General features: G+C 45.3%; 20 protein-coding genes. 8 read left to right on the top strand and 12 right to left on the bottom strand.

Annotated features, from left to right (window positions below):
• Positions 1 to 75: 75 nt before the first annotated feature.
• Entirely contained in the window at positions 76 to 534 is a 459-nt protein-coding gene (locus tag NYE35_RS07605) for an Lrp/AsnC family transcriptional regulator (RefSeq protein WP_036675753.1), read from the bottom strand.
• A gap of 171 nt (positions 535 to 705) precedes the next feature.
• Between NYE35_RS07605 and NYE35_RS07600 the strand changes: the two genes are divergently transcribed.
• Entirely contained in the window at positions 706 to 1,881 is a 1,176-nt protein-coding gene (locus tag NYE35_RS07600; protein ID WP_341032036.1) for a serine hydrolase domain-containing protein, read from the top strand.
• A 118-nt stretch (positions 1,882 to 1,999) separates the two neighbouring features.
• On the top strand, positions 2,000 to 3,208 hold the full coding sequence (locus NYE35_RS07595; protein WP_341032038.1) for an MFS transporter: 1,209 nt from the start codon (positions 2,000 to 2,002) through the stop codon (positions 3,206 to 3,208).
• 182 nt (positions 3,209 to 3,390) lie between these two features.
• Here NYE35_RS07595 and NYE35_RS07590 read toward each other — a convergent pair whose 3' ends face one another.
• The 4 genes from NYE35_RS07590 to NYE35_RS07575 all read right to left on the bottom strand — a co-directional run bounded on the left by NYE35_RS07590 (position 3,391) and on the right by NYE35_RS07575 (position 7,008).
• Positions 3,391 to 4,551 (bottom strand): serine hydrolase domain-containing protein, encoded by a 1,161-nt coding sequence (locus tag NYE35_RS07590; RefSeq protein ID WP_341032040.1) that lies wholly within the window; start codon positions 4,549 to 4,551, stop codon positions 3,391 to 3,393.
• Between the two features lie 150 nt (positions 4,552 to 4,701).
• Complete coding sequence (locus NYE35_RS07585) at positions 4,702 to 5,535, bottom strand: metallophosphoesterase family protein (protein WP_341032042.1); 834 nt, start codon at positions 5,533 to 5,535, stop codon at positions 4,702 to 4,704.
• 304 nt (positions 5,536 to 5,839) lie between these two features.
• Entirely contained in the window at positions 5,840 to 6,538 is a 699-nt protein-coding gene (locus NYE35_RS07580) for an SDR family oxidoreductase (RefSeq protein ID WP_036675756.1), read from the bottom strand.
• Positions 6,538 to 7,008 (bottom strand): VOC family protein, encoded by a 471-nt coding sequence (locus NYE35_RS07575; protein WP_076144491.1) that lies wholly within the window; start codon positions 7,006 to 7,008, stop codon positions 6,538 to 6,540. The genes NYE35_RS07580 and NYE35_RS07575 overlap by 1 nt, the downstream gene beginning before the upstream one ends.
• A gap of 263 nt (positions 7,009 to 7,271) precedes the next feature.
• On the opposite strand from NYE35_RS07575, the gene NYE35_RS07570 reads away from it, so the two are divergent.
• Genes NYE35_RS07570 through NYE35_RS07560 form a run of 3 tightly spaced genes read left to right on the top strand, consistent with a single transcriptional unit; the run spans position 7,272 to position 10,296 of the window.
• The gene (locus NYE35_RS07570) at positions 7,272 to 8,153 is read left to right on the top strand and encodes a carbohydrate ABC transporter permease (protein WP_036675760.1); all 882 of its coding nucleotides are present in this window, start codon (positions 7,272 to 7,274) and stop codon (positions 8,151 to 8,153) included.
• Entirely contained in the window at positions 8,153 to 8,992 is an 840-nt protein-coding gene (locus NYE35_RS07565; RefSeq protein WP_036675762.1) for a carbohydrate ABC transporter permease, read from the top strand. The genes NYE35_RS07570 and NYE35_RS07565 overlap by 1 nt, the downstream gene beginning before the upstream one ends.
• Before the next feature lie 32 nt (positions 8,993 to 9,024).
• Positions 9,025 to 10,296 (top strand): ABC transporter substrate-binding protein, encoded by a 1,272-nt coding sequence (locus NYE35_RS07560; RefSeq protein ID WP_445321946.1) that lies wholly within the window; start codon positions 9,025 to 9,027, stop codon positions 10,294 to 10,296.
• Positions 10,297 to 10,394: 98 nt separating this feature from the next.
• On the opposite strand, the gene NYE35_RS07555 is transcribed toward NYE35_RS07560, so the two are convergent.
• On the bottom strand, positions 10,395 to 10,976 hold the full coding sequence (locus NYE35_RS07555; RefSeq protein ID WP_341120565.1) for a TetR/AcrR family transcriptional regulator: 582 nt from the start codon (positions 10,974 to 10,976) through the stop codon (positions 10,395 to 10,397).
• 294 nt (positions 10,977 to 11,270) lie between these two features.
• Between NYE35_RS07555 and NYE35_RS07550 the strand changes: the two genes are divergently transcribed.
• Positions 11,271 to 12,713: a DHA2 family efflux MFS transporter permease subunit gene (locus tag NYE35_RS07550; protein WP_256717717.1), complete on the top strand. Its 1,443-nt coding sequence runs from the start codon at positions 11,271 to 11,273 to the stop codon at positions 12,711 to 12,713.
• 130 nt (positions 12,714 to 12,843) lie between these two features.
• Here NYE35_RS07550 and NYE35_RS07545 read toward each other — a convergent pair whose 3' ends face one another.
• From NYE35_RS07545 to NYE35_RS07520, 6 genes are all read right to left on the bottom strand, one after another.
• Positions 12,844 to 13,857 (bottom strand): stalk domain-containing protein, encoded by a 1,014-nt coding sequence (locus NYE35_RS07545; protein WP_076104734.1) that lies wholly within the window; start codon positions 13,855 to 13,857, stop codon positions 12,844 to 12,846.
• A 259-nt stretch (positions 13,858 to 14,116) separates the two neighbouring features.
• Positions 14,117 to 14,989, bottom strand: a complete 873-nt coding sequence (locus tag NYE35_RS07540; RefSeq protein ID WP_038569409.1) for a hypothetical protein — start codon at positions 14,987 to 14,989, stop codon at positions 14,117 to 14,119.
• An 81-nt stretch (positions 14,990 to 15,070) separates the two neighbouring features.
• Entirely contained in the window at positions 15,071 to 16,204 is a 1,134-nt protein-coding gene (locus NYE35_RS07535) for a hypothetical protein (protein WP_076104735.1), read from the bottom strand.
• Positions 16,186 to 16,743 (bottom strand): RNA polymerase sigma factor, encoded by a 558-nt coding sequence (locus tag NYE35_RS07530; protein ID WP_036675772.1) that lies wholly within the window; start codon positions 16,741 to 16,743, stop codon positions 16,186 to 16,188. Before NYE35_RS07530 ends, NYE35_RS07535 begins: the two co-directional genes overlap by 19 nt.
• A 243-nt stretch (positions 16,744 to 16,986) precedes the next feature.
• A complete protein-coding gene (locus NYE35_RS07525) occupies positions 16,987 to 21,099 on the bottom strand; it encodes an endo-1,4-beta-xylanase (RefSeq protein WP_341120561.1) in 4,113 nt (1,370 codons plus the stop codon).
• A gap of 405 nt (positions 21,100 to 21,504) precedes the next feature.
• Positions 21,505 to 22,392, bottom strand: coding sequence for a LysR family transcriptional regulator (locus NYE35_RS07520; RefSeq protein ID WP_038569403.1), 888 nt, complete (start codon positions 22,390 to 22,392; stop codon positions 21,505 to 21,507).
• Between the two features lie 111 nt (positions 22,393 to 22,503).
• On the opposite strand from NYE35_RS07520, the gene NYE35_RS07515 reads away from it, so the two are divergent.
• Positions 22,504 to 23,910: an MFS transporter gene (locus NYE35_RS07515; protein WP_339811487.1), complete on the top strand. Its 1,407-nt coding sequence runs from the start codon at positions 22,504 to 22,506 to the stop codon at positions 23,908 to 23,910.
• A 344-nt stretch (positions 23,911 to 24,254) separates the two neighbouring features.
• The gene (locus NYE35_RS07510) at positions 24,255 to 26,927 is read left to right on the top strand and encodes a cation-translocating P-type ATPase (protein WP_038569401.1); all 2,673 of its coding nucleotides are present in this window, start codon (positions 24,255 to 24,257) and stop codon (positions 26,925 to 26,927) included.
• Positions 26,928 to 26,935 lie beyond the last annotated feature (8 nt).

The following is a 26,935-nucleotide window of genomic DNA, read 5'->3' as shown; positions in this document are numbered from 1 at the left end:
ACACCAAAAAGACTCCTCTATTTATATAGAAGAGTCTTTTTTTGTTGCGACAGGCTAACGGATTATGTTTAAAATCTAACTCAGTAAGTTTAGGCTTGCTTCTTCAAGCGATGGTATAAGAAATTTATGATCGATTGGCGATGACATCACGATTAGAATCGTGTAGGTACCGTATTTATCACATTGATTTCCGAACTCCTCGAGGGCTCGTGTAGAGTCGGTTACTACTTTCAATAAGTAGTTGTGTTCCCCACTTATACGGTAACATTCGACGACATCAGGACTTGAGCGGCAGAAATCAAGGAATGCATTACAATCCCTAGAATGAAATAACATGTAGGCAGCAGCATGTTTCCCAATCTTTTCAGGAGAAATTATGGTGCGATATTCGCTGATGATGCCTTTTTCCTCCATACGCCTAACTCTCTCCGTAACCGCAGGTTGCGATAAACCGACACATTTCCCCAGCTCTGTCATAGAAATTCTTGCTTGATTTTGAAGATGGAAAAGAATTTGCTTATCAACATGGTCCATCAAAATCGCCTCCTTTAAATTTAAGGTGTTCTATATTAACTAGCTTGTAATTAACCGTTATAAGGCTAATTTAACTTAGTTGCCTTATGTAATCAAGATAACTCGTTATATATAATAACCCTACATAGTAAAGTGTTCCTGGCTTTAACTATTCCGAAGGGATGAAGACAGATGAGTATATTGGATTCAAACAAAATAAATACAGAATGTTTATCAGGTCGCATCGATAGAGTAATCGATCGAACCCTCGCTGACAAGCGTTTGGTCGGTGCTGTCATTAAAGTGATGATAGATGGGGAACTGGTTTATAGCCGTGCTGCCGGTTTTGCCGACCGCGAGATAGGCCGACTTATGCGAGAAGATGCCTTATTCCGGCTAGCTTCAGTTACTAAACCTATCGTTTCAACGGCAGCCCTAGTATTAGTTGCGCAAGGTCGTCTACAGCTGGACGACCGCGTTGATCGTTGGCTTCCAGAGTTTCAGCCGCGTTTGCAGAATGGCGAGTTCGCGACCTTGACGATTCGTCATTTGATAACGCACACCGCAGGCCTGTCTTACCGATTTTTTCAAGAAGAGAAGGGTTCCTATCAGTCAGCAGGGGTATCAGATGGTATGGATCAGCCCGGCATCACGTTGGAAGAGAACCTGCGTCGTCTTGCCTCTGTCCCCCTCCTTTATACGCCAGGTACCGAGTGGAAATATTCCATCGCGACAGATGTGCTGGGAGCAGTAATTGCAAAGGTCACAGAAACACCGCTCAGTGAAGCTGTACATTCACTCGTGACAAAGCCGCTTGGCATGAGCGACACGGGTTTTATTGCAGTTGACCGAGAACGGCTGGCCACTTCCTATGCCAATGATACTCCAGAGCCACGGCCCTTACTTGAGCCCGACAGTATTGCCTTTGTGGAGGGAACGGCTGGGTTCCTGCTTGCCCCTAGCCGAGCATTTGACACTACTGCCTATCCTTCTGGAGGATCTGGCATGGTCGGCAGCGCCGGAGACTTTTTGCAACTGCTGGAAACATTACGTAAGGGCGGAGCGCCGCTGCTACCGGAGTCACTGGTTCACGATATGACGACCAACCAGATCGGTGATCTGCCAATGGCCTTCTGGCCAGGACGAGGCTTTGGCCTAGGCATTACGGTACTAAAGGATCCTGTCGCCGCAGACACTCCGGAATCCCCGGGTACTTGGCGCATGGGTGGCACTTATGGTCATTCGTGGTTCGTCGATCCGAAGCAACGCCTCAGTGTCGTGGCTTTCACTAATACTGCACTGGAAGGCATGTCGGGTCAGTTTACTGTTGACCTTTGTGATGCCATTTATGATAGACGTAATAAATAGAGCAAGAACACAAGGTGCCTGGGTCCGGAATGAACCGGCCTAGGCGCTCTGTCTAGTAGACCTATTCGTCGTGTGTATCATTGGGTTTGCTAAAATTATATAAGAGAGGGGCTTCTCTATGAGCCAAAACACATCTTCTGCCACACAAAGTGCCTCCAGCACTCCCTCTTCTGAACGTCTGCCATGGGCTGGATTACTCGCCCTAGCTATGACGGGGTTTATCTGTATTCTTACCGAAACGATTCCGGCCGGCTTGTTGCTCCAAATAGGTGAGGGGCTTGGAGTCTCCGAGGCCCTTGCAGGTCAACTTGTCACTTTGTACGCCCTGGGTTCACTGTTGGCGGCGATTCCCTTAACTACCGTGACGCGTGGATGGCGGCGGCGACCACTGCTACTAATGTGCATCCTTGGTTTTCTCATATTCAACACCGTCACCACTTTTTCTTCCAATTATATACTTACGCTGATAGCTCGGTTCTTCGCAGGCGTATCCGCTGGAGTCTTATGGGGGATGATAGCAGGTTACGCCCGGCGCATGGTGCCGGAGTCACTCAAGGGACGAGCAATGGCGGTAGCCATGGTTGGCACGCCTCTCGCTCTGGCACTCGGTGTCCCTGCGGGAACACTTCTTGGCACCCTTGTAGGCTGGCGCTCTATCTTCGGGATCATGTCGCTATTGGCTCTGATGCTAATCGCTTGGGTGTTTTGGAAGCTACCGGACTATCCAGGAGAGGCCCCTGATAAGCGACTCCCTCTCTACAAGGTTTTTGTTATTCCGGGGGTACGGCCGGTACTGTTTGTTGTTCTGGCATGGGTACTGGCACACAACATCTTGTATACCTACATTGCCCCCTATCTTACTCAGGCCGGGCTAACCCAGCGCGTTGACTTGGTACTGCTTATTTTCGGCATTACAGCGCTTGTTGGCATCTGGGTCATCGGTATTTTGATCGACCGCAAGCTGCGTCCATTGGTTCTGATCAGCCTCGCTGCTTTCGCCTTGTCATCCATTGTACTAGGCATTAGTAGCAGCCAGCCCGTAGTGATCTATTTAGTGGTTGGTGTATGGGGGTTGACGTTTGGAGGAGCGGCTACTTTGCTACAGACAGCCGTTGCCGAAACCGCTGGCGAAAGTGCAGATGTGGCCCAATCGATGTTGGTGACGGCATGGAACCTAGCTATTGGCGGTGGCGGCGTGATGGGCGGGATTCTTATTGAAACACTTGGTGTCCGCTCCTTCCCGTGGGTAATGTTTATACTATTGATTCTTGCGCTGCTAGTAGCGTGGCGTGCTAAAGATTACGGATTTCCTTCAAGGAAGCGTTAAGCACACACATAAGAAATCCTGCCACAATCATCGAGTTTACAGATAACAGTAGCTGAACAAGAGATTTTTTAAAAAATAAGCCAGTGGTGCATATTAGATAGGACTAATATATGCCACTGGCTTTCTTATATTAGATTTTATAAAATCAACCCTTGATAAATTCTTGCAGATCCTTGGCCGAATTACAGATCTGTGATCGCTGCCAGAACGGTATTATTGAAATAATCAACATACATATTTTTAAATGGCTTCTGGTGATCCAGCTCTACGGATAAATGAACCGTCACCGTCTGATAAATCGGATCCACACAGAGGAATGGACCTGCCGCCCCCCAGTGTGAATAGGCATCAGGAGAGAGCAGATCTCCGCCGTCACGCTTCGTGCCATTAATCGCCCATCCGTATCCCCAGTACGCTTCAGGAAAAACTTCATCTCTATATTGTGAGGATACGCCCGGAATTTGATTGCGGGTCATTTCTTTTACTGTTACCGGACTAAGGAATCGTACTCCGTTATAAATTCCACCGTTAAGGAACATCTGGCCAAAAACAGCCAAATCCATAGCCGTTGAGTAAGCGCCGCCCCCCGCAGATACAGAATTCAAATTGTATTCGCTGTCTACCCATTCCGCGCATGCTGCCTCAGGAGCACGTCTAACTACTCTGTTCCGCACTTCCATTGGCACATGATAATATGTATTTTCCATTCCCAGCGGTTTAAAAATGGTTTCCTTTACGAATACATCATAAGCTTGTCCACTAACACGCCGTATGATTTCACCCAACAGCTCATAACCATATCCACAGTAAGACATCACAGTACCTGGCTCATGGCTAAGTGGTGCATCATAACCGCCATATAAGTAACTATGCAGTTCTGGATCTTGATTAGGTTCGTGTGGAGGATATTCCTCTTGCGCCTGTTTGGCAATTCCATTAGAACGAATCACATCAACCTCAATTCCAGAGGTATGTGTCAACAAATGATGTACGCATACCTTTGTTTTGTTTTCCCCTGTAAATTCGGGGATGTAATCAGAAACCGGCCTATTTAGACCCACTTTCCCTTGTTCCACTAACATCATAATAGCGGTTGCAGTAAATAGTTTTGTTATGGAACAGAGTGGAAATATAGTATCCACGGTTAATTCCGCTGCGTCTGCTTCAGGGCCGGTTTTTCCATTCGCTTGATGGACCAGCAGCGTCCCCTTTCTCGCAGCAACAATAACTTGCGCAGGTGTGATATTGTCTTCAACCATTTGCGCGGCGGCTGTACGAATGCGCTCCATACCAAAAGCCGAGACACCCGCCTGTTCTAAAGAATTAAATACTAACCCTCTCATCGGTAGCCCTCCAATATGATTCATTTAATACATATATAAACTATTATACAAATATATTAAATAATCCTGCTAGCTTACTATTATCCTGTGCCTGAATTGTTGCTAAAGCTGACCCCGGCTTCTCCCGAAAATCAGCTTAGCTTTGTTTTACTAATTGACCGCTACCTTAAAAGCATCCACATTAAATGTTGTCCCGTTGATGGATAATGTGGCATTGTAATAACCCCGATCGCCATTTGTTTTGCATTTATATTCCCCGGAACATCCGCATACAAAAAATTTAGTTTTGTTGTAACCGGGATATATATTACTAAGTTTTCGGTAAAACAGATGTCCATGATGCGTAAAAATAGCTAGCACCTTATCTCTCACTTTTGTAGGAATGGATGAAAAAAACTTATTCGTCTCCGATGCGCTTAATACATGGGTTGGGTCCACCGTAATCCCGCTCACTTTGAGGGGCCAATGAAAATCTATAATATAATAAAAACTATCATCTAAATTTTTCAACAAATTTATACTACCCGGAGTGAACCGTCCAAGCGCACAATTAAGCCATACATACTTGACCTTCCCCTGAGTACCCGGGAAATTCATTTGCCCTTCATCAGCACCTAAATATTGTCTGAATAAGGACTGTGTACTTGCCTCCCAATTTCCTATAGATGCTTTATAAGGAATACTCCCGAGCGTGCTTGTTACCGTATCCTTGAAGTCCTTGTAGTAAGCATTCGCATTATTTCCATGATTAGCTCCCGCTTGCGTATTATCTCCTCCAAAAATAACAAATCTCTTATTCCCGCTATTCACAGCTTTAGGCAAAAGATTCCTAAAAATGCTTGCGCTGTTTCCATACCCCACATGACTATCACCAATAACCGCAAAGTTAATGATTTGTGCTTTTGCCTTAAGAATTAAACTACGTTTAGGCTGCAGTCTGGAGGCAGGTCTTCTTCTCCTACTAGGTTTCACCTGTCTTTTCATCTTAGATTCACCTCTTTTAAAATGGATGAAGGATCATAGTAGTATTTATATTCGCTTTACCTTAGGGACTCTTGGACCAATGGATTCATCTAGGAGATTAGTTCCTCTTATACTTTGTGGTCATTTATGCGGCTTGTCCCAAACGGGAGATTATAATTAGTCCCATAGAAATGAATAATATAATACCATTCATAGACTTATTTATTGATTAAGAAATAAATAAGCATATAGAAAAATCAAAAAGAGGTAACTCAGAAGCCACGAATGGCTATTGAGTTACCTCTTTTAGTTAGAACACTCTTACTTAAATCTTCATGTCCTTACCCGTATAATCTACAAACATGAAATGACCTTCCGGTGTTGTCCGCTTCTCGATCAAGTCCATGATGCCCTCAGCACTTTGGGTCGGATTCGTTGGCGCCTCTGCCCCGCCCATCTCCGTATGCATCCAGCCAGGATGTACGCCGAGTACTTGTACCCCGCGTTCTTTTAAATACACATGCAGCTGCTGTGAGAACATATTAAGTGCCGTTTTGGAGATGGAATATGGATAGTCTCCCGAATAAGCATTAGTAATGCTGCCTGCTTCCGACGATATATTGATAATCGAAAGTTTGGGTTCAGTGAGCAGCGGCAAGAAATGCTTAACCACCCGCATCGGTCCGTAAAGATTAATATCCATCGTGGTAAGCATATCTTGGAAATCCAGCTCTTCAATCTGTGTGTCCCTGGCGGTCAGCACCGCCGCATTATTAATAATGGCACCAAGTGTCCGGCCTTGTCCTTGCAGATTCGCAGCAAGCGCCGCGATTCCTTCTTCATCCGTCACGTCCAGCGCGGCCACAGTCAGCTTCTCGCCATAGGTCGCAGCAAGCTGGGATAGTGCTGTTTGTTCCTGATCAGGACGGCGAACCCCGGCAATGACTCCATGCCCCCGCTTCAATGCCTCAGCCGCCAGCTCATAACCCAATCCACGTCCGGCACCAGTAATTAGTATATTCACTATAAATCCTCTCCTTTATCCTTATCGTTCTCCAGCAGTTCCACAATCATCTTTAACTCCTTGAACGTGTCCAGATAAGCATAACGCCCCCCGGTATACTCACCCTTTTGCTGGAGTGGGAACCCTTTGCCTTCGAGCAGCGTAATCTTCTCCTTCATTCCTTCAACCACAAAAGCAATATGATGAGGTCCCTCACCATGCTCATTCAAATAATCACGCCACGTACTGGGCTGCTGATCTGGCTCAATCAGCTCAAGCTGCAGGGAGCCCATATCAAAAAAAGCCAGCTTAGCCCGCGCCACCGTCGCCTCGCCATTATACCGAGTCTGCGCCTTATCTTCTGTATCTGTAACGATAATTTCCGGCTTCTCCATTCCAAAAAATTCCGCATAAGCCGTGCTTACCTTTTCAACATCATTCACCAAAATTCCAATCTGCGTAACAAAATGATTCCCCAGCCATCCTGACATGTACTCTACCTCCCATTTGTCTGACAAGTCCACCATACCGATTCTTTGAAAAGGCTGTCAAGCCTGAAAATAAATCGCTCCGAGCCAGTGAAAATTATCCAGAGAAAGTCCAGCCGACTTCGGCGCTATCATAGGCATTTATACCTCTCCAGATGCCGCAACTGGTTAAGAATATTTGGTGCGTGATGTTACTTTTTGTTTCGGTTAATGACCAATTCGGTTATAGAATGAAAAGTTTAAATTAACAAAAGGGGTGAGGAACGATGGACCATAGAAAAAGATCACGCCTGATGCAGCAGTTTATTTTTGTCGGGCCAACTTCCTTGTTTTTCTTTATTATTGTGCTGATTCCTTTCTTTTTGGGACTCTATTATTCATTTACCAGCTGGAACGGAATCTCGCGGCATGTCGAGTGGACCGGACTGCGGAACTATCTACATATTTTCACCAAGGATCCTTCCTTTCTTAATTCATTCTGGTTCACGGCGAAGTTCACTTTCTTCGGTCTAGTGCTGACCAATCTGCTTGGCTTCGCACTCGCTTATGTGCTGACGCGTAAACTGTTCACACGTAATGTCCTGAGAACGGTATTTTTTGTACCGCATGTCATTGGCGGACTTTTGCTCGGGTTTATTTGGCAGTTTATTTTTGTCAGAGGATTCTCCTCTATTGGGCAGGCCACCGGCTGGTCCTTCTTTAATCTTCCATGGTTAGGCACCGGAGGGACAGCATTCTGGGCGATTGTTATCGTATTTGTCTGGCAAAATGCGGGATATCTGATGGTGATCTACATCTCTGCTATCAACAATGTTCCCCAAAGCCTAATTGAAGCGTCCAAAGTGGATGGAGCCGGACGTTTTCAGGCCTTGCGCCATGTCACTCTTCCACTGGTCATGCCCGCTGTAACTGTTTGTCTATTTCTATCTATCTCCTGGTCCTTTAAGCTGTTTGACCTCAACCTGTCGCTGACCAAGGGTGGACCCTTTAAAGCTACCGAATCTGTAGCCTTAAATATTTACAATGAAGCCTATACCATCAGTCGGTTCGGAATGGGCTCGGCCAAAGCGATGGTTTTCTTCGTCATCGTGGCTTTGATTTCCCTATTACAGGTTAGAGCAACCAAGAAAAGAGAGGTGGAGCTGTAATGGAGACTACCGCCAAGAAATTTAATGTCCCCCTGCTTCTCATCGAAGTGATTGTAATCCTGCTGGGACTTCTATTTTTAGTGCCATTTTACTTTTTGCTGGCTAACTCAGTGAAAAGCTATAGTGAAATACTATCAGACTCTGCTGCGCTGCCTTCAGCACTCCAGTGGAGCAACTACGCGGAAGCTTGGAAAGCTACCAATTTCCCTCGCGCTTTCCTGAACTCTTTTATCATCACGGTGATTAGTAATATTCTGCTAGCATTCCTTTGCTCTATGTGCGCTTACAAAATGGTCCGCAACAACAGCTTGTATAACCGTGTGCTCTATATTGCATTAGTAGCCGCCATGGTTATCCCATTTCAATCTATTATGATCCCGCTGGTGCAGGTCGTCAGCGGCTTGGGCGTTATGGATTCAACCGCCGGTTTGATTTTAGCGTATCTTGGGTTTGGCGCCCCGATGACTGTTTTTCTATTCCACGGCTTCGTCAAATCGGTACCTCTCGATATCGAGGAAGCTTCAAGAGTAGATGGAAGCAGTCCTTATGGTACCTTTTTCCGGATTGTTCTTCCGCTTATGCAACCGATTATCGTCACCGTCATCATACTGAACACCCTGTGGATCTGGAACGATTACTTGATGCCATCGCTTATTCTGCAGGATCCGGTGCTCCGCACCATTCCCATCGCCACTTATAGCTTTTTCGGACAATATACGAAGCAGTGGGATTTGGCGCTTCCAGGACTTGTGCTCGGGATTACGCCGGTGGTCATCTTTTTCCTAGTAATGCAAAAATATATTATTGAAGGCATTGCCCAAGGCTCCGTAAAGGGCTAACGATACATGTTGCTTTCAGCCAGAGAGGATGAATGAATATGAGAACAAAACGTGGAATTCTCCTCGCATGCTCCCTGCTGCTGGCTGCTCTGACAGCCGGTTGCGGACGCAGCAGCGACAATGCAGATGGAGTAAAAACCGTGCATATCTACCAATTCAAGGTTGAAATATCCGAAGCACTGGCTTCGCTCAAGACCGAATTCGAGAAAGAACATCCCGATATTAAGCTTGAGGTGCAAAGCGTGGGAGGCGGGACCGATTATGGCGCCTCGCTGCGTGCCAAATTCTCTTCCGGAGATGAGCCGGATATCTTCACCATCGGCGGCAACAATGAACGTGATATGTGGCTGGAATATCTGGAGGACCTGAGCGGCGAAGCTTGGGCCAAGGATGTAAAGCCACTCGCAGCAGAACAAATGACCATCGATGGCAAACTCTATGGGATGCCGATGAATCTGGAAGGATACGGCTTCATCTATAATAAGGATCTATTTAAGAAAGCCGGAATCACCGAGAAGCCATTGACGCTAACCGCTCTGCGCGAAGCCTCCGAGAAGTTAAAAGCGGCAGGCATCACACCTTTTGCGAATGGTTACCAAGAATGGTTCGTGCTTGGCAATCATAATGTAAACGTACCTTTCGCCCAGCAGCCTGATCCGGAGGCATTCATCGCCGGACTTACAGACGGTTCCAAAACCTTCGCCGGAGACCCTATTTTCTCCAAGTGGATCGATCTACTTGACCTTACTGTAGAGTACGGCAATAAGAACCCGCTCTCGACCGACTATAATACTCAAGTCACTGTGCTAGCGAGCGGTGAAGCTGCGATGATGCAGCAGGGTAACTGGACACAAGGACAGATCGACGGCATCGATCCCAATCTTAATCTGGGCCTCCTGCCCATGCCCATTGACGACACTCCCGAAGACAACGACAAGCTTTATGTAGGCGTACCCAGCAATTGGGTTATCAATAAAAACTCTCCCGTTAAGGAGGAGGCCAAGGTCTTCCTGAATTGGCTCGTCACCTCCGAGACCGGAAAAAAATATATCACCAAGGAATTCCAATTCATCCCTGCGCTCGACAACATTAAGGGAACCGAAGAAGATCTTGGAGCACTAGGTGCTGAGGTGCTGGCCTATACCGATAAAGATCAAGCGCTGACCTGGAACTGGACCCGTCTGCCGAACGGGATGCCACAGGAATTATCCAGCAGCATACAAGGGTATCTCGGCGGCAAGCTGACCAAAGAAGGGATGTTGAAGGAATTCCAAGTCAACTGGGATAATCTCAGTGTGCAGTGATTTACCTGCTCTAAATACGACAAACAGCCGCGCAACGATGCGTGGCTGTTTGTTCGTGTTCATTTAATTCCTCTCCGTTCATTAGTCGGAACCCGTTGCTAGTTCGCACGCAGCATACTAATTTGTCTGGCAAGATACACAGGCGTATAGGGCATGTCATCTCGGAGCCAAGAAATAACCGTGCCGATTAGAGCTGCTGAACCGTACCAAACGGCAATGTCCTTCTGTATCGGCGTCTTTGAATGATCAGCAGTCCCCTCCTTTTTCTCCTGGTGCGCAGAAATGATTTCCGCCATCAAATTAAACAGGCGATCTGTAAAAATCGGGCTTCGTTTGGATGTGAGTATGACCTTGTAGAATTTTGCATTTTCCGCAATATGCTTAAGCAGACTTTCTAATATCCTCAAATTCTCTTCATCAACCGACTGGTGATGGTTGTCATCGTTGTTCACCACTTGTAGAATGTCCCCCACCATCTCATCCGCCATCTTTTCCAGCATATCCGGGAGATCCCGATAGTGCAGATAAAAAGTAACCCGATTGATTTTAGCCCGCTCTGCAATACGATTTACTGATATTTTCTCAATATCCATTTCCTCAAGCAATTCAATCACAGCATCTCTAAGCAATTGACGTGTTCGAAGTACCCGGGGATCTGTACGTTGCGTTGTGTTATTCATCTTGTACTCTCCAATCTTTTACTTTCATATTGTAAGCTACATATTTTAGATAATTGTTGTTTTTTAAAAAGAAAAAACTACATTTTTAGAACGAATGTAAACTACTTTACATTTTTTCGCAAATTGTTGCTTGATTACATGAAAATTTCATTTATAATCTAATTCATGCATTGTAAACTATACAACACACTGTAAATTTAGTCCATGATCGACGAGTTGAAAGGATGGAGTGGAGTGAGTACAAAGACAGAAGTAACAAGCAGTTCCGTGAAAAAGGGCCCCATCTTATTCATTATGATTTTGGGCGCCTTTCTTGCGACACTGAATCAAACGGTAATGAGCGTTGCCGTTCCGGAGTTAATGCATGATTTTAATATCTCGGCGGCTACAGCTCAGTGGCTGACAACGGGGTATATGCTGGTTAATGGTGTTCTAATTCCAATTACAGCTTATCTAATGCAACGATTTACGACGCGAGAGCTTTTTCAAGCTTCTATGTTTATATTTTTGGCTGGAACGATCGTATCGGCCCTCGCGACAAACTTCCCTGTTCTGTTGACCGGGCGTATGATTCAGGCAGCTGGTGCCGGGATTATCATGCCACTGCTCACGAATGTCATCTTGACCCTGTTCCCTCCTGAAAAGAGAGGGGCTGCCATGGGGATGGTAGGGCTAGCCATTATTTTCGCGCCTGCGATTGGACCTACTCTGGCTGGATATATTTTGGAACATTATTCTTGGGAGACTATGTTTTATGGCATGATTCCTTTGACCGTCATTGTAATCATATGCGGATTTATTTATTTAAAAAATGTATCAGAACGCATCTTTCCCAAGTTGGACATTGTTAGCGTAACTCTTTCTACCATTGGTTTTGGAACCTTGCTGTATGGCTTCAGCCGCGCTGCCAGTGCAGGCTGGTCGAGCGCAGAAGTGTTATTGTCTTTAACAGCAGGTGTGCTTTCCCTTGGCTTATTTACTTGGAGACAGCTGGCTTCCCAAAATCCACTGCTTGATCTCCGGGCCTTTAAATACAATATGTTTTCCTTAACGACTGTCATCAGTATCGCAGTTACAATCGTGATGTATGCGGATATGATGCTGCTGCCTCTGTACCTGCAGAATGCCCGCGGTTTTACAGCGATGGAGTCCGGTTTGCTGCTGCTTCCCGGTGCACTCGTAATGGGATTGTTGATGCCGGTAACCGGAAAGCTGTTCGACCGGTTCGGAGCGAAATGGCTCGCCATCATCGGATTGTTAATTACAATTGCAACGACTCTAAGCTTTGTGAACTTAACCGACTCAACCAGCTACATGTATCTGGTATACATGTCAACAGGCCGCCGGATCGGGATGGCTCTCCTTCTCATGCCTATACAAACCTTGGGTCTAAATCAACTACCCGCCAAGCTTAGTGCGCATGGTACAGCGATTTCAAATACCATTCGACAAGTAGCTGGCGCCGTCGGGACTTCCCTGCTCGTCACCGTAATGACGAGCCGTACTACAACGCATATGAAGGATATGCTGGCCTCTGGCAGCACACAGAACGGAACACAGGAACATATGATTATGGAAGCATCCATTCAAGGGATCAATGATTCCTATCTAGTGATTGTGGGAATTGGCATCCTCGGTCTGCTGCTATCTTTCTTTATTAAACGTGTTGGGCAAGCGCCTGATCCTGAGCAAGAACCCAAAGTGAAGCTAAAAAAAGTCATTGCCAAAGAAGCTTGATATATAGAAGTTATCAGCACTGTTTAAGAATCATAAAAAAGAGATCAACGATGAATGACATCGTTGATCTCTTTTTAGTTTGATCTTTATTACAACAATTAGCGACCAAACCATCTGCTAACTTGCATAACTATTTCAGTTTAAAATAGATGGACCTTTTGTCGGACTCAAGCTTGCTATCGTTTCTATAAAGAACAAGGTTGTTCTCCTTGCCTTTGATTATTGGCAGAATAACTTTACCCGAAGCTTCAAAAGAACCCGGTTTACTTGGGGTGACTTCAGGAAAATCAGCTAACAACTTTTCGATATTTTCTCCGAGAGATCCCTCAAAATAATCACTAGAGCCACCAATATAGTATTGTCCACTGGATGTTTCTACCCCCCAAATGGTAGGTGTAAAACTTGAAAGGAACTTCCGCCCTTGGTCCTGACTACCTTTTACAAGAGTGGCGTTCTTCACCTTAAGCGTTACATCAAGCAGGACATAATCTACAGCTACATCGGGATCAGTGACATGTTCCTCAAACCCAAGAGCATGTAATTGTCCGAGAGTAGTCGACGTAACCTTATTGATAGTGAAAGTATATTGAACAGATGTTGAATCACCTTTAGGGCTATAATTGTTATCAAGGTCCGTATAAGTAAAAGAAGTACCTAACTTCACTGCATCTGCAAACGAAACGCCGCTGTTACTGGAAGTCGTAGCGGAAGATGAGGCAGCAGGCTTTGGTGTTGCCTGCGGTGTGGACTCGGTTGCAGGCGGAGTAGATACGGTTGCTGGCTTCGCAGTAGCTTGTGCAACGGTATTGTCCTTATCCGGGACAACGGATGTAGATGTTCCGCCGTTCGCCGATGTGATCACAACAGCTTGACGACTGTTATCCCATTTCACGGTTGCCCCCAGTGCTTCAGATACAGCCTTGGCGGATACATAGCTATGTCCCTCATAGATAATTGGGTACATTGTTCCTTCACTACTTGACAGGTTCACTTTCTGATTATCCACTTCAATGCTGATGGCCGCATTCTGATATGCAGAAATCTTCTTCAATGTCGTGTCTGCGTAAGCGACTGCACCCACAGCCAACAGCATTGAGCTAACTGTAATAATTGACATGACTTTTTTACTTGTTACCTTTAGCATCTTACACTCTTCTTTCATGTTTATGTATATGAATCTCGAAAATTATATCACTTTATATCGAATATTGTAAATATTGGAATGATAGGATATTCGTTCTTTATTTGTGAATACTTAAAAAAGACACATTTCCATTGCCAACGCCACATTTCGCTTTTAATCTCCTAAATAGCGTGAATACTATAGATCTTTATACTCAAACCAAAAAGCAGCCCTGGGGGCTGCCTTAATCAAATTAATTAGTAAGTGTCTTAGAATCATTCTACGCCGAAGCTTCAATGATCTGTCCTGCCAAAGCAATCAAATCCTCCTTGGTCAGGTGTCCACCGGTTTCCCGAATAATATAATTGACACGGGTCTTTGGATTCATCCATGCAACTGACTTGTACTCCATCTTATCAATAGGTGTGTATACCACCTCTTGGCCACTCACTTTTAGCTTCTGCGACTGTGCATTTGCTGGTTCGGATTCAACAGTCGTATCCTTAGGTCCTGCAGGTTCGGCAGCGATGGCAAGAACTCCTCTTTTACCATTTTTCTCTGTGGTCATATTATAGATGATGTTGATAGCTGTACGCTTCTCCTGCAATTTCTTTACATATATTTTCTTATCGGACGCCTTACCCTCGGCGATCACTTGATAGTATATCTTATCCTGTTCTTTTTTCGTCATATATGGAGAAACAATTGCCCTGAAAAAATTGTAGCCTTCCGGAGGCTCTTGCAATTGCAGTGGCATGGAGGTATTGCCGGCAGCATACTTTTCCACATATTCATTATACGTATTAAACGAAAGGGAATAATATGCACCCGCAGTGGGTGATCCCTTAGCATAGGCTTGATATTCCTTGTCATTAATATACACATATCTGATTTCTCCAGGTTTAAGCTCTTCACTTAATGCTTTCTGCTGCAGATCTTTGAGATTCTTGAATTTTTTTTGTTCCTGATCTGTTTTCGCTTTGGCAGCTTCATCGATGCCCTGAGCTATATATTTGACTTCCGCCTTAATGGCGGTTTCTTCCACAGACTGAGCAACAGACTTCTCGGCGTAGGCTTCTCCTTTGAAGCCATAACCTAAACCGAACATTAGGGTCATACTGGTCATGGCAATGAGTGTTTTTCTATTATTCATTAAAATACCTCACCTTCCTGTATATGTAGTACTCTTACATAACACTTACGTTACCGGATTTGTGACATCAAATTTCTATACTTATTTCATCATGTCGGCAGCAATTCGGATAACCTCCTCTTTGGTTAAAGAAGAAGACTCCGGTGCAGCAGTCATATCGTATACTACATTTTGTTCTGGATCCGTCCAGACAAGTCTGTATCTATACCCCAACTTTATTTCATTGTTTGTAGTTTCCGTATAGATCAGTTGGGTTCCGTTAACAAGAATATTCTGTACGATTGTGGTGTTCGTCCTTAGTAAGCTTTCCACCGTTCCGGACTTTGCCTTGATGTGTTTGGCATTAATTCTTACCATACTCTCCCCTTTTTTGTATCTCATCGACGAATAGTCATAATTAATACTGGCCGTAGCTTCTTTTTTCCACATAACCCGGTAACCGCCTTCCAGCTTTATACCATCAGTCAGGGCAAGCAGTTCATTCTCGTTGACCTCAAAATCAGGTTGTATCCATGCTTGATCAAAAACATACCCTTCTGGCAGATACTCCGGACGTGGCAAATATGGCACCTTATACTCTTCTGCTTTGGCTAAATAACTGGAATAATCATTAAATAGCATCGCAGGAATAACTCTGCCAAGCTGAGGACGTTCATCTCCAGCACCTTCCTTTTTTAACACGTAAGAAGCGCCCTCTCCCGGTAGTAATAATTTCTCTACAACTCTATATGCCTCTAAATTTTTTTCACTCAGCAGCTCTTCTTCTTTGGTCGCCACTCTCTGAGGAATTTTTACCTTTGAAGGAACTAACGGATTCTTAGATACTTCAATCGTCCCCCCTTCCTTCGTTGCAAGAAGCGGCTCGTATGGCAGCACCTCATATTGAAATTGGGCAGCTTGCCAGGGACTCTCCTTAAACAAGGAATAGCTGCCTCCTACCAAGATAACCAGGATCAGCACCGCTGCCCATCTCCTTACAGGCCTGCTCCACATGCGCTTACGGTATCGTTTGGCATAGGTTTCTGGCTCCACTCTATGCATAATATCTGGGATGTCTCCCTCTTGCTGGTGAGGTACAGGCTTAACAGCAAGGCGACCATTACCTAGCCCGATGGCTTGGATTACAGAATCATGAACATCAACCAGCGGAAGTTTGGCAGAATTATCCCCCTCCTTCAGAAACAACTCTTCGGAAGTCAATTCGTCCTTGCGCATAGTTGTTTCTCCTTTCTTTCAATGACTTCTCTGAGCTTGCACCTTGTCCGCTCGTACCGTTTCCTAACTGTGACCGTACTTTTACCCAGAATTTCACTAATTTCTGCAAATGATTTATCTTCAAAAATGCGCAAAATCAACAGATTGCGTTCCTCCACGCTAAGCTTTTCCAGGGCAGAGGCCACGGATTCACTGAACAACTGATTTTCTACCATTTGTTCAGCGCTTTTAGTGGTTACATCCTGTCTGAGTAATTTTCGCAGCTGATTTTGAAATTTCTTCCGGCGCAGTTGATTCAGGCAATGATTATAGGAAACCCTGTAGAGCCATGAGTTAAAACTCACCTGAGACTCAAAATGGCCGATGTTCTGGTAAGCCTTAATAAATATGTCCTGAACCGCATCCTCGGCTTCTTCCTTATTGTTCAACAAGCGAAAGCAGTAGAGGTAGATCCGTTGTTGGTAGAGTCTGATAATATCTGAAAAAAGGTAGACTTCCCCCGCTTGTACCCGCTTTATCTTTTCTTCAATAGAGTCCACGACTGTCTCCTTTCTACTATCAGTACAGTTATAACACTTGAGCGGTCTGTTTCGTGACATTTTTTTCCGTTTTAGCTCCGATTTAACGGAACATACACAAAAAAATCGCTGCTCCTCTCCGCAGGGAGGTGAGCAGCGATGCTTAAAACAGAAGAACGCAAGGGATGGTTATACACGTATTTCCGCTCTTCAGATTAAAAATGAACATGAGCTAATTCAGAGTTTTTTTCTCTGCTGCCGGGACTACAGCTTCCAGATACGGTACAGGATGACTGCCGCTTCAGCACGGGTAAGCGTATCGTTCGGCGCAATTCTATTATTCTTTCCGTTTACGACTCCGGATTTGATCAACAATGATGCGCTGTCTTTTGCGTAGCTGGATATACTTGCTTCATCTAGATAAGCAGCTACAGTACCGCTCGCCTTAACTTGCTTGCCGGCTGCCGCCAGCGCGCGTGCTGTCAGCACCATCATATCTTGTCTGGAGATATTGCTATTGGGTCTGAACGTATCATCTTTAAAACCTGTAGCAATTCCCAGTTCCTTCGCGATGACCAGTTCATCATAATAATAGTCCGTCTTTTGGACATCGTTGAACATTATTGCACTTTTGCCCGTTCCCTTCAGTTCAAGCGCTCTTACGAGGAGAGCAATGAAATCCGCTCGTTTGATTGAATCTGCAGGTGAAAAGCTGTTCACCGACGTTCCTTTGATGATATCGCGAGCCGCCATAACGCCTATAGCTTGTTTAGCCCATGACAGATTCTGCAGATCTCCGAAGTCTTTCTTTACGAAGGTTACTGCATAAGTGCTGAAGTTAGTTGTTTGAAAGACAACCGTTTGGGTTGCAGCATCATATCGACCGTTCGGAACCGGCATTACGTTGCCTTTGCCATCGATGTACCAAACGACGATAAGCTCTGGATGGTTAAGCTCCTCCGCTGTCGGCACGTAAGGAATGGCTATCGTTACAGGTGCGTTAGGGTTATTCCAAGGAATAACTTTGTCACCTGCTACTAAGCTTAGACCGATAATTGGATGGTTGCCAATCATATTGCGGGTAGCTGCTTCCAAGCTGTCCGTGGTGACTTTATTTATTCGTATGGATACTTGTTCAGCACTGTCTGTTACATTGGACAACATATTGCTTGGAATTTGAATTGTGGTTTTTTCCGTCTTAAGCAATAGTTCATAGTTTTCTTTCCCCATTAGACTTTGGGTCGGTAATTGTATATCATACCCTTTCGTGTCCGTTTGCTTTGGCACTTCAATGATAATTTGTTTCTTGCCGTTTGCCGCTACACTAGCCAGTTCAAGCGCTTTTTTCATGTTGTCGCTGGAGATCGTACCTATGACATACCCATTATCGGACTTTACCTCCAGTTTAATCGTAACAATACCATCTTTGTTTGTAATGGCTCCAGGTTGTGGAGTTGATACAACATTACCGGTGCTGCTACCCGTTGGTGCATTTGTTGGCGCTGGCGTCGCTGTTTGAACAGGTGTCGGGGTTGCCGATGGTTCCGTTGGGTTTGTTGGATCCGTTGGATCTGTTGGGTCAGTTGGGTCTGTTGGATCGGTTGGGCTCGTTGGTGTCGGTGTCGGTGCTGTTGTCGGCGTTGGGGTTGGTTCCGGACCGGCAGATTTCCCCTTTAAAGTAAGCACACCATAAACGGATGTGTCCATATACCCAGTTCCACTCGTATCGTTCCAAGCCGCGACACTTTGACGTGAGCCCTCTTTAGCATCGTTGATCTGTACATCGAAACCAAGCTTTTTATCGTTGTCCGGAGTGATCCCTTGAAGTGGAATCTTCACTTCAACCATATAGTTTGTTCCGGAAATCTGGGTTGCCGATTCGAAGCCGGCTGCGATACTTGAAGGATTAAATGAAGTCTCGTTGTCAAAATTGACTCTGTACTGGCCATCATCATCTTGATAAAACGTCGTTTTCCCATTATTTTGGTCTACGAAGATTTCGACCGAATCCTGTTCATGTGCATTCACGCTGCTCTTATCAAGCTGCGTATCACTCACCTGGACTAGGACATATAAATATTGATCATCCCAGAGTGCTTTTGCTACTCCGCTCGCTCCTTGCCAAGCGGTTTGATACCGATTGACCGGAATCTCAGCGGTCTGGCTCCAGATCTCGTCAACTGTTCCGTCTATAACAGGTGCAGCGAATTTGGCAGTAGATTGATTGGCTTCTACTGATTCAGGCTCATGCTCTTCAATGAAGGTATCAGGATCGATAACGCCATAGTAAGCCGGCTTAGCTTGCAGATTTTTATCGAATAACAACGGATTGGATGAAGCTCTCCAGCTTGTATTATCATCCATTCCCCAGAAGGTAACACGTTTGATAGAATCAGCGTGATCTCTGAAGATATTTAACAACTGTGCATACAGATAACCCTGCGCATTAGCAAGCTTTTCAGAAAGCTGATAGTTGCTTCCGGCCTGAATGTCCAGCTCAGTTATGCTTACTTCGACACCCAAGGAAATGAACTTTTCCAAGGATAGCTTCACATTCTCTGGGTTCGTATTGATGCTGTAGTGCCCCTGCATGCCAACCCCGTCGATAAGCAATTTGCCAGGGTGAGTCAGCGCGTACCTATCATTGATTTCTTTGACCATACTGTAGATGGCCTGCGCTTTATTCTGATTGTCTTCGTTATAATCGTTGTAATAGAGCTTAATATCCCAATCTGGATGCGTGTCCAGCACTTCTCTTGCCGCCAGGAAGGCTTGCTCTACGTAATCTGCTCCAATAGCACTTTTCCATGGGGCGGATCGCAGCGCAGTTTTCCAATCTGTTGGGTTGGATGGGTTATCGCTCATCGCCTCATTTACAACATCCCAGGAGATCACCTTGTCACCAAAATGCTCCATAACGGTTTGGATATGGGTCTGCAAATTCATAAGAGCTTCATCCCGTCCCAAGGGGATCGTGTTGTTAGCTGCGTCTGTTGTTGTATTCAGCCATGCAGGCGATTGTTGATGCCATACCAACACATGTCCATGCATCTGCATGCCCTCAGCCAGTACTTTATCTACAATTGTATCTGCCGCGGTAAACGTGAAGTTGCCCTTCGTAGGCTGCAACGCGTCCGGCTTCATGGCATTACCTGCCGTAGCAACATTGTGATGCATTTTCAGAAGCTCAAGTCTGACACCTTCCAGATCCTCAGCGGTTATCGCATTTCCGATCAGAAAATCACTCTGGTAAGCATCCTTAATCGGCACAAGATCTCTTTCGATATCAACCGGGCCAGAGCCTACCTTTTCAAAATTAATATCATCGATATAAAATGAGGCCGCGCTATTACTGGAGCTTTCCACATAAATGGTCAAATACTCACTGCTTACATTGTTATAACGGTAAGTTCCCTCGAACTGAATCCAGCCATCGCTTGCGCTGATGGTTTTAGGTGCGAGCTGCACATAATTGGCGCTGCTTCCATCGCCAACCTGCGTGGACAGCTGAAGCTGCGAGCTTGCAGGCTGGATCAGCTTGACCCATAACGAAATTTTATATTCGTAGCCTTTGTCCACAAACTTCTCCACACGTAATGTCGGCCCATGCCATGTACTGGTTCTGCCCTCAACCTTCAAAGCGTATGAACCACCATCCGTATGATTCGCTTCATTAGTAACCGTAAGCGTTTCAGTACCTGCTCTGCCTTCAAAACCACCTGCCGTTTGATCCTCAAAAGTAACAGTGGTAAAAGGTAAAGCTGGGTCTCTAGGTGTTTCTGGTGTTGGAGTTGGCTCTACTGTAGCCACCTTTTCTGTGACCAATACATCCCCAATGTAGAACGGAACCGTTTTCCCGTCATCGTTGGATTGAACACGCAGTGTTGTATCTTTGTCCGTATCCACGGTAAATTCTTTCGTCAAGGTGATTGCTTTGCCTGCTTCATAACTCACATTTGCCAAAAGAGCGTAGCTGCCTATCGCTTGAAGATAAGCTTGGGCACCACTAGGTACAGTCACATCAGCGTCTACATACACGGATGCAGTTACCGTGTAGGTTTTGCCGTTTTCTAGGCCCATATCGCTGAATTTAAAATCAGCCGCGTCCCAGTTATTCGCTCGGTTGCTTACATATAAAGCTGCGCCGTCAGCATTGCCAGTAAAAACTTTATCGGTCACAGGTGTAAGGCTAGCACTGCCTGCTTGAGCTGCAATACCCTTGCCACTCGCAAAAGTTTCGTGATATACCGTTACCGTATCTGATGATACTGTCGTATCCTGCGCCGCAGCTTCAGTAACCGGAGCGATCCAGCTTGTCGGAATAAGCAAGGCAGCTGCGAGTAAAATCGAGATTACTTGTTTAAGCATTCTACTCATTTAATGCATTCCTCCTCTAGTGATTTTCATAAAAATCAGTTAATGACCTACCTTATTAGCACCAGCCCTATATTCCCACGCTAATTTCTTTACCTGCTAAATCCTCAATTTCAACAGTGGCACAATCATTCCGAAGAGCAGTAGAACATCATCACAAATGAATCTTTTTACTTACAGACCCCCTCCTTTTATGTAAACGCTTTCATGTGTACTCACACTATTTTACAGCCTCGCTGCTACGCACTACTACGCTAATATTAAAGGTGTTACCCCCCATAATTATAGGAAAACGTATGTATGATTAAAGATTCTACGTATTTAACCCAAAAGAAAACCCCACTTACGGACCGTTGAACGTAACGGAAGGTAACGGGGACTTGGTTTGTTATTTGTTCTGCGGCGTAATTAAATTGTCTGTTTGGATAACGCTCCAAAATATTCTACAACTACCTCCCGAAATTCCAAAGCAGCCTGAGAAATGTACCGGCTCCTGTGCCACAATAAAGCTATCTCCCTTTCCAATTCGTGATTCTCTACTTGGAGGTATTGGATATCTTCCCGTGAATTCCGTGCCGTGCTTGGTATGAAAGCTAAGCCAATTTCAGCTTCCACAAGAGTGCTAAGCCTTGCAGGTTCATCCCCCTCATACACATATTTAGGCACAAATCCAACCGATTTGCATACAGAGTCTATTAAATCGCGAGTACCATAGCCACTCTTTACACCAACAAACCATTCATCCCTTAGCTCTGTCAAAGATACGCTGCTTCGATTAGCCAGCCGATGCCCCTTTGGAACAGCCACAAGAATCGGATCGATAAAGACGATTTGACATTCGATGTCATCCCCTTTTATTGGAGGTGAGGATAAGCAATAATCAACCTCTCCTCTATTAAGAAGTGTAACCATTTCCTGCGTGGTCAACATTTGCACATGGTATTGAATATCAGGCCGCTTTTTCCGAAACTCTCGCAGGATATTGGGTAATGTGCTTGCGGTCGTCACCGCTAATTCGAGTGTGCCATGTTCAGGACTGGATAAATCGCTAAGCTCCTGTTTTCCCTGCTCCAATTCAAATAATGCCCTTTCAGCTCGGCGAAGGAACCGGCTTCCGGACTCATTCAGTCGCAGCTTTCTTCCTACCCGATCGAATAAAGGTACCCCCAGATCCTCCTCCAAACGCTGAATCGTTTTGCTTAGTGAAGATTGAGTAACGTGTAGATTTCGTGCAGCTTCAGTCATATGTTCCAACCGAGCTACCGCGAGAAAATATTGCAGTTGCAGAAGTTCCATTTCGCACCTCCATTCATTCCCTCAAGTCAATGAGATCATAACATAAAATGCGTTGGAATGAATAATCGATTTCAAGTACGATGACATTAATAAGCTTTAGGGGGATTTAAAATGAGTGTTCGCAACAGGTGGTTAATGATTTCAGTAGGTCTGGGGATTTTATTGAACCCTTTAAATTCTTCGATGGTGTCTGTGGCTATTCCAAGGCTGCAAAATGTATTCCAGCTTGACTATACAGGTGTTTCCTGGATTATTTTTTCTTTTTACATTGCAAGCAGCATCGCTCAACCTGTCATGGGAAAGGCCAGCGATTTATTCGGCCGGAGGAAAATATTTCTTACCGGGCTTGTCGTATCCTTCATTGCAGGTTTATTAGCTCCTCTCTCCCCAAACTTTGGCTGTCTCATCGTGTTCCGTATTGTGCAAGCCATTGGAACTAGCATGATGGTTGCCGTTGGAATGGCCATTGTGCGGATTCATATTACGGAGAAACAAGCGACCGCACTGTCTGTTTTATCCATCTTCCTATCCGGCGCGGCAGCAATTGGACCCTTTATTGGCGGGGTTATTATTCACTGGTGGGACTGGCCAGCTATCTTTTTCGTCAATATTCCATTCGTGGTGGCGAGCTTTCTATTATCTTGGAGGCATATCCCCAAGGACGAACCGTCAACAACCATTACCCGGGGAATGTCCCTGCGCAAATGGTTTGATTTGATTGATGCGTCAGGAATCCTGCTCTTCACTGTGGGGCTGGTTGGCGTGCTCCTTGGATTGCTTTCAGCAAAATCATCCGGACATATCTCATTAATACATGTCATTACCTTGCTAACAGGACTCATTCTGCTGGGGGCATTCGTCCGGCATGAGCTAAAAGCGGCGTCACCCTTTATTCCTTTACGTACATTTGCCAAATATCCGGCAATGACTTGGGTTAATGTTGAATTCATGCTCGTTAATGTACTTTTTTACTCACTCTTTTTCGGGATTCCATCCTACTTGCAAATGGTACGTCATGTCAGTGAATTCCAAACTGGGATTCTCATGCTAACGCTGGGATTATGCTCGCTGGTTACTGCTCCAATAGCAGGACGCTGGATCGATAGATCAGGACCCCGGCCAGCATTGCTGGTGTCCGGGGTCCTGATGACATTGGGATCAGTGTGGCTTGTGACCTTAAATCAGACTTCACCGGTGATCAGTGTATGTGTGGCTTTAGCTGCATTTGGTATCAGCAACGGATTGAACAATGTCGGCCTGCAAGCAGCCTTGTTCCAAAGTTCTCCAAAAGAAATCATCGGTGTAGCCTCCGGATTATTTAATACATCGAGATACCTGGGAACCATTCTCTCTTCATTGTTAATAGGTATCATAATGGGAGGTAAGTTTAGCTTCGCGGGATTTCAAGTCCTTGGGGTTATCCTCACGATAATTGCATTGTCTTTGGTATTCATGAGTCGGAAGCACCGTGAATCAGGGCAATTGCAGGAGTCGGCTAATTCGGGCGCTAGCAAATAGGAAAGGGCAGACAAACAAGACCTGTCATCAGACAGGTCTTGTTTTGTTCTTTTAATGCGTAGCCTCAACCCTTTATGAGTTTTATTTAACTCTTCAAGGTGGGGATAAACTCGATTCATAAATAGGATAATAAATAAAGCGCCCATAGTAAACTTGTGCTCGGTGAGCCAAAAACATAATGAAGAAACCAGATTTACATATATTTTTCCGTCCAATTTCAAGCTCAAAAGACACATTTATAATGTAAAAACAGTTTATGCAGCTCGATATTTTGAAACTTGTCCCGGCTTGAACCGTAATTTTTAAGAACAAAGACACAGCACAGCAGAGAGGAGCTATCATTAGTGGAATATTACCGCAACAATGTAGCCGACAGTTTACAGGATGTTCAGAGTTCAGCTAACGGGCTTACTTCGGCAGAAGTCGACAATCGTCTAAAAGATTATGGTTTTAACGAATTAAAAGGAAAGAAAAAAGATCCTGTTTGGAAGCTTTTTCTTGAAAACTTCAAAGACCCTATGGTAGTCGTACTGCTTATAGCCGCCATTGTCCAGATTGTTATGGGACAAGTTATGGAGTCGCTTATTATTTTCCTCGTGTTGATTCTCAATGCAGTTATAAGTGTCATCCAGACCCGTAAAGCGGAGAGTTCACTGGATGCCTTGCAGCAGATGTCAGCCCCCGAGGCCAAAGTGCTGCGTGATGGAGAATTAAAAACCGTCCCGGCAAGGGAACTTGTACGCGGTGATATCGTCTGGCTGGAAGCCGGCGATTTTGTACCCGCCGATGGCCGGATTATAGAATCGGAAAGCTTAAAAATAAATGAGGGTATGCTAACCGGAGAATCCGAAGCTGTGGAAAAGCATACAAATATCATCGCGAAAGAATCTCCGCTTGGAGACCGGCGTAATATGGCGTTCAGCGGTTCACTAGTTGTATATGGCCGCGGAACGCTAGTAGTAACGGGAACTGCACTCACTACCGAAATCGGAAAAATTGCTGAACTCATTGAAAGCGCCGAAGCCAAGCAAACGCCGCTGCAGCGCAAGCTCGAAACATTCAGCAAGCAGCTGGGGGTAGCAATTATACTCCTGTCCATTGTAATCTTTGCCATCCAGGCCGGACGTGTTTGGTTATCGAATGAGACTGTGGATACAACAGAAGCTATCCTGAATGCGTTAATGTTTGCAGTCGCTGTGGCGGTTGCTGCGATTCCCGAAGCTCTTTCCTCAATAGTAACTATTGTCCTATCCGTAGGTACTAATAAGATGGCTAAGCAACATGCGATTATTCGTAAGCTACCCGCTGTCGAAGCCCTTGGGTCAACCAGTGTCATCTGTACAGATAAAACCGGTACCCTCACCCAGAATAAAATGACTGTTGTAGATTACTTTCTACCAGAAGGTGACCGTGATCAATTCAATCAAGCGCCTGAAGAATGGTCTGAAGAAGCCCGGCGGCTCCTGCATATTGCCGTGCTCTGCAACGACTCTAACATTAATGAGGATGGTAAAGAGCTGGGTGATCCTACAGAGGTAGCACTTATTGCCTTCAGCAACAGCAAGAATAAAGATTATAAGGAAATACGCGATAATTTCCCTCGCGAAGCCGAACTACCTTTTGACTCGGATCGCAAGCTGATGACGACCTTGCATACTTTTAACGGACAAAAAGCAATGATTACTAAAGGTGGACCCGATGTGCTCTTTGGTCTATGCTCGCATGTACTGTTAAGTGGAAAAGAAGTGCCGATGACACCAGAAGTTCTTGAACGCTTCTTCGAAGCCAATGAGGAGTTCTCCAGCAGAGCACTCCGTGTACTTGCCTATGCCTACAAAACCGTACCAAATACAGTTACTGAAGTCGGATTGGAGGATGAACAAAATCTAGTGCTCGTAGGTTTGACAGCTATGATTGATCCACCTCGGGAAGCTGTCTACGGCGCGATCGCAGAATCTCAGAAGGCTGGAATCCGAACCATCATGATTACCGGTGATCATAAGACAACCGCACAAGCGATCGGCCGCGATATCGGTCTGATGACTGAGAATGAAATTGCCGTAACCGGCCAAGAACTCGATGCCATGTCTGACGAGGAACTTGATCAAAAACTTGAACAGATCGGTGTCTACGCCCGTGTCTCTCCGGAGAACAAGATCAGAATTGTCCGCGCGTGGCAGCGGAAAGGCAAAATAACAGCCATGACCGGTGATGGTGTAAATGACGCGCCTGCTTTGAAACAAGCAGATATCGGAGTTGCCATGGGCAGTGGAACCGATGTTGCCAAAGATGCGGCTGCCATGATTTTGACCGATGATAATTTTGTATCCATTGTCAATGCTGTATCTGTGGGCAGAACGGTATTTGACAATATTAAAAAAGCGATCGCCTATTTGTTTTCCGGTAACCTGGGTGCAATTATCGCCATCCTCTTTGCCCTTATTTTCAACTGGATTAATCCTTTCACAGCGATTCAGCTTCTATTCATCAATCTGGCGAATGATTCTCTGCCCGCCATAGCTCTTGGGATGGAAAAACCTGAACCTAATGTGATGAACAGAAAACCAAGAGAGCTCAAGGAAGGAATATTCGCAGGAGGAATGATGCAGGCCATTGTCACTCGTGGTCTACTCATAGGTATAGCTGTTATCATATCCCTGTATATCGGACTTCAGGATTCGCCTGATATGGGCGTAGCTATGGCATTCACAACCCTGATCTTGTCTCGTACATTGCAGACCTTTGCCGCCCGTTCGAACAGTCAAACTGCTATTGAAGCTGGCCTTTTCAGCAACAAATACGTCATCGGAGCCGTTCTGGTCTGCTTTGCCTTTTACGGCATTGCGGTTCTGCCAGGAGTTAGAGAAATCTTCTCGATTCCGGCTTCATTTGGAATGTCAGAGTGGCTGATTGCAGCAGGCTTAGCCCTCGGCTCCCTCATCCTAATGGAATTAACGAAGGTTGTTCGAAGAGCTTTTACACCCAAATCTGTTGAACAGAACCCTGTAAATTCCTGAGTAAGCTA

The organism is Paenibacillus sp. FSL L8-0494 (assembly GCF_038003695.1).
Classification (GTDB): domain Bacteria; phylum Bacillota; class Bacilli; order Paenibacillales; family Paenibacillaceae; genus Paenibacillus_AQ; species Paenibacillus_AQ odorifer.
The sequence above is the reverse complement of the archived record's forward strand: the minus strand, read 5'-3'. Positions and strand labels throughout refer to the sequence as shown.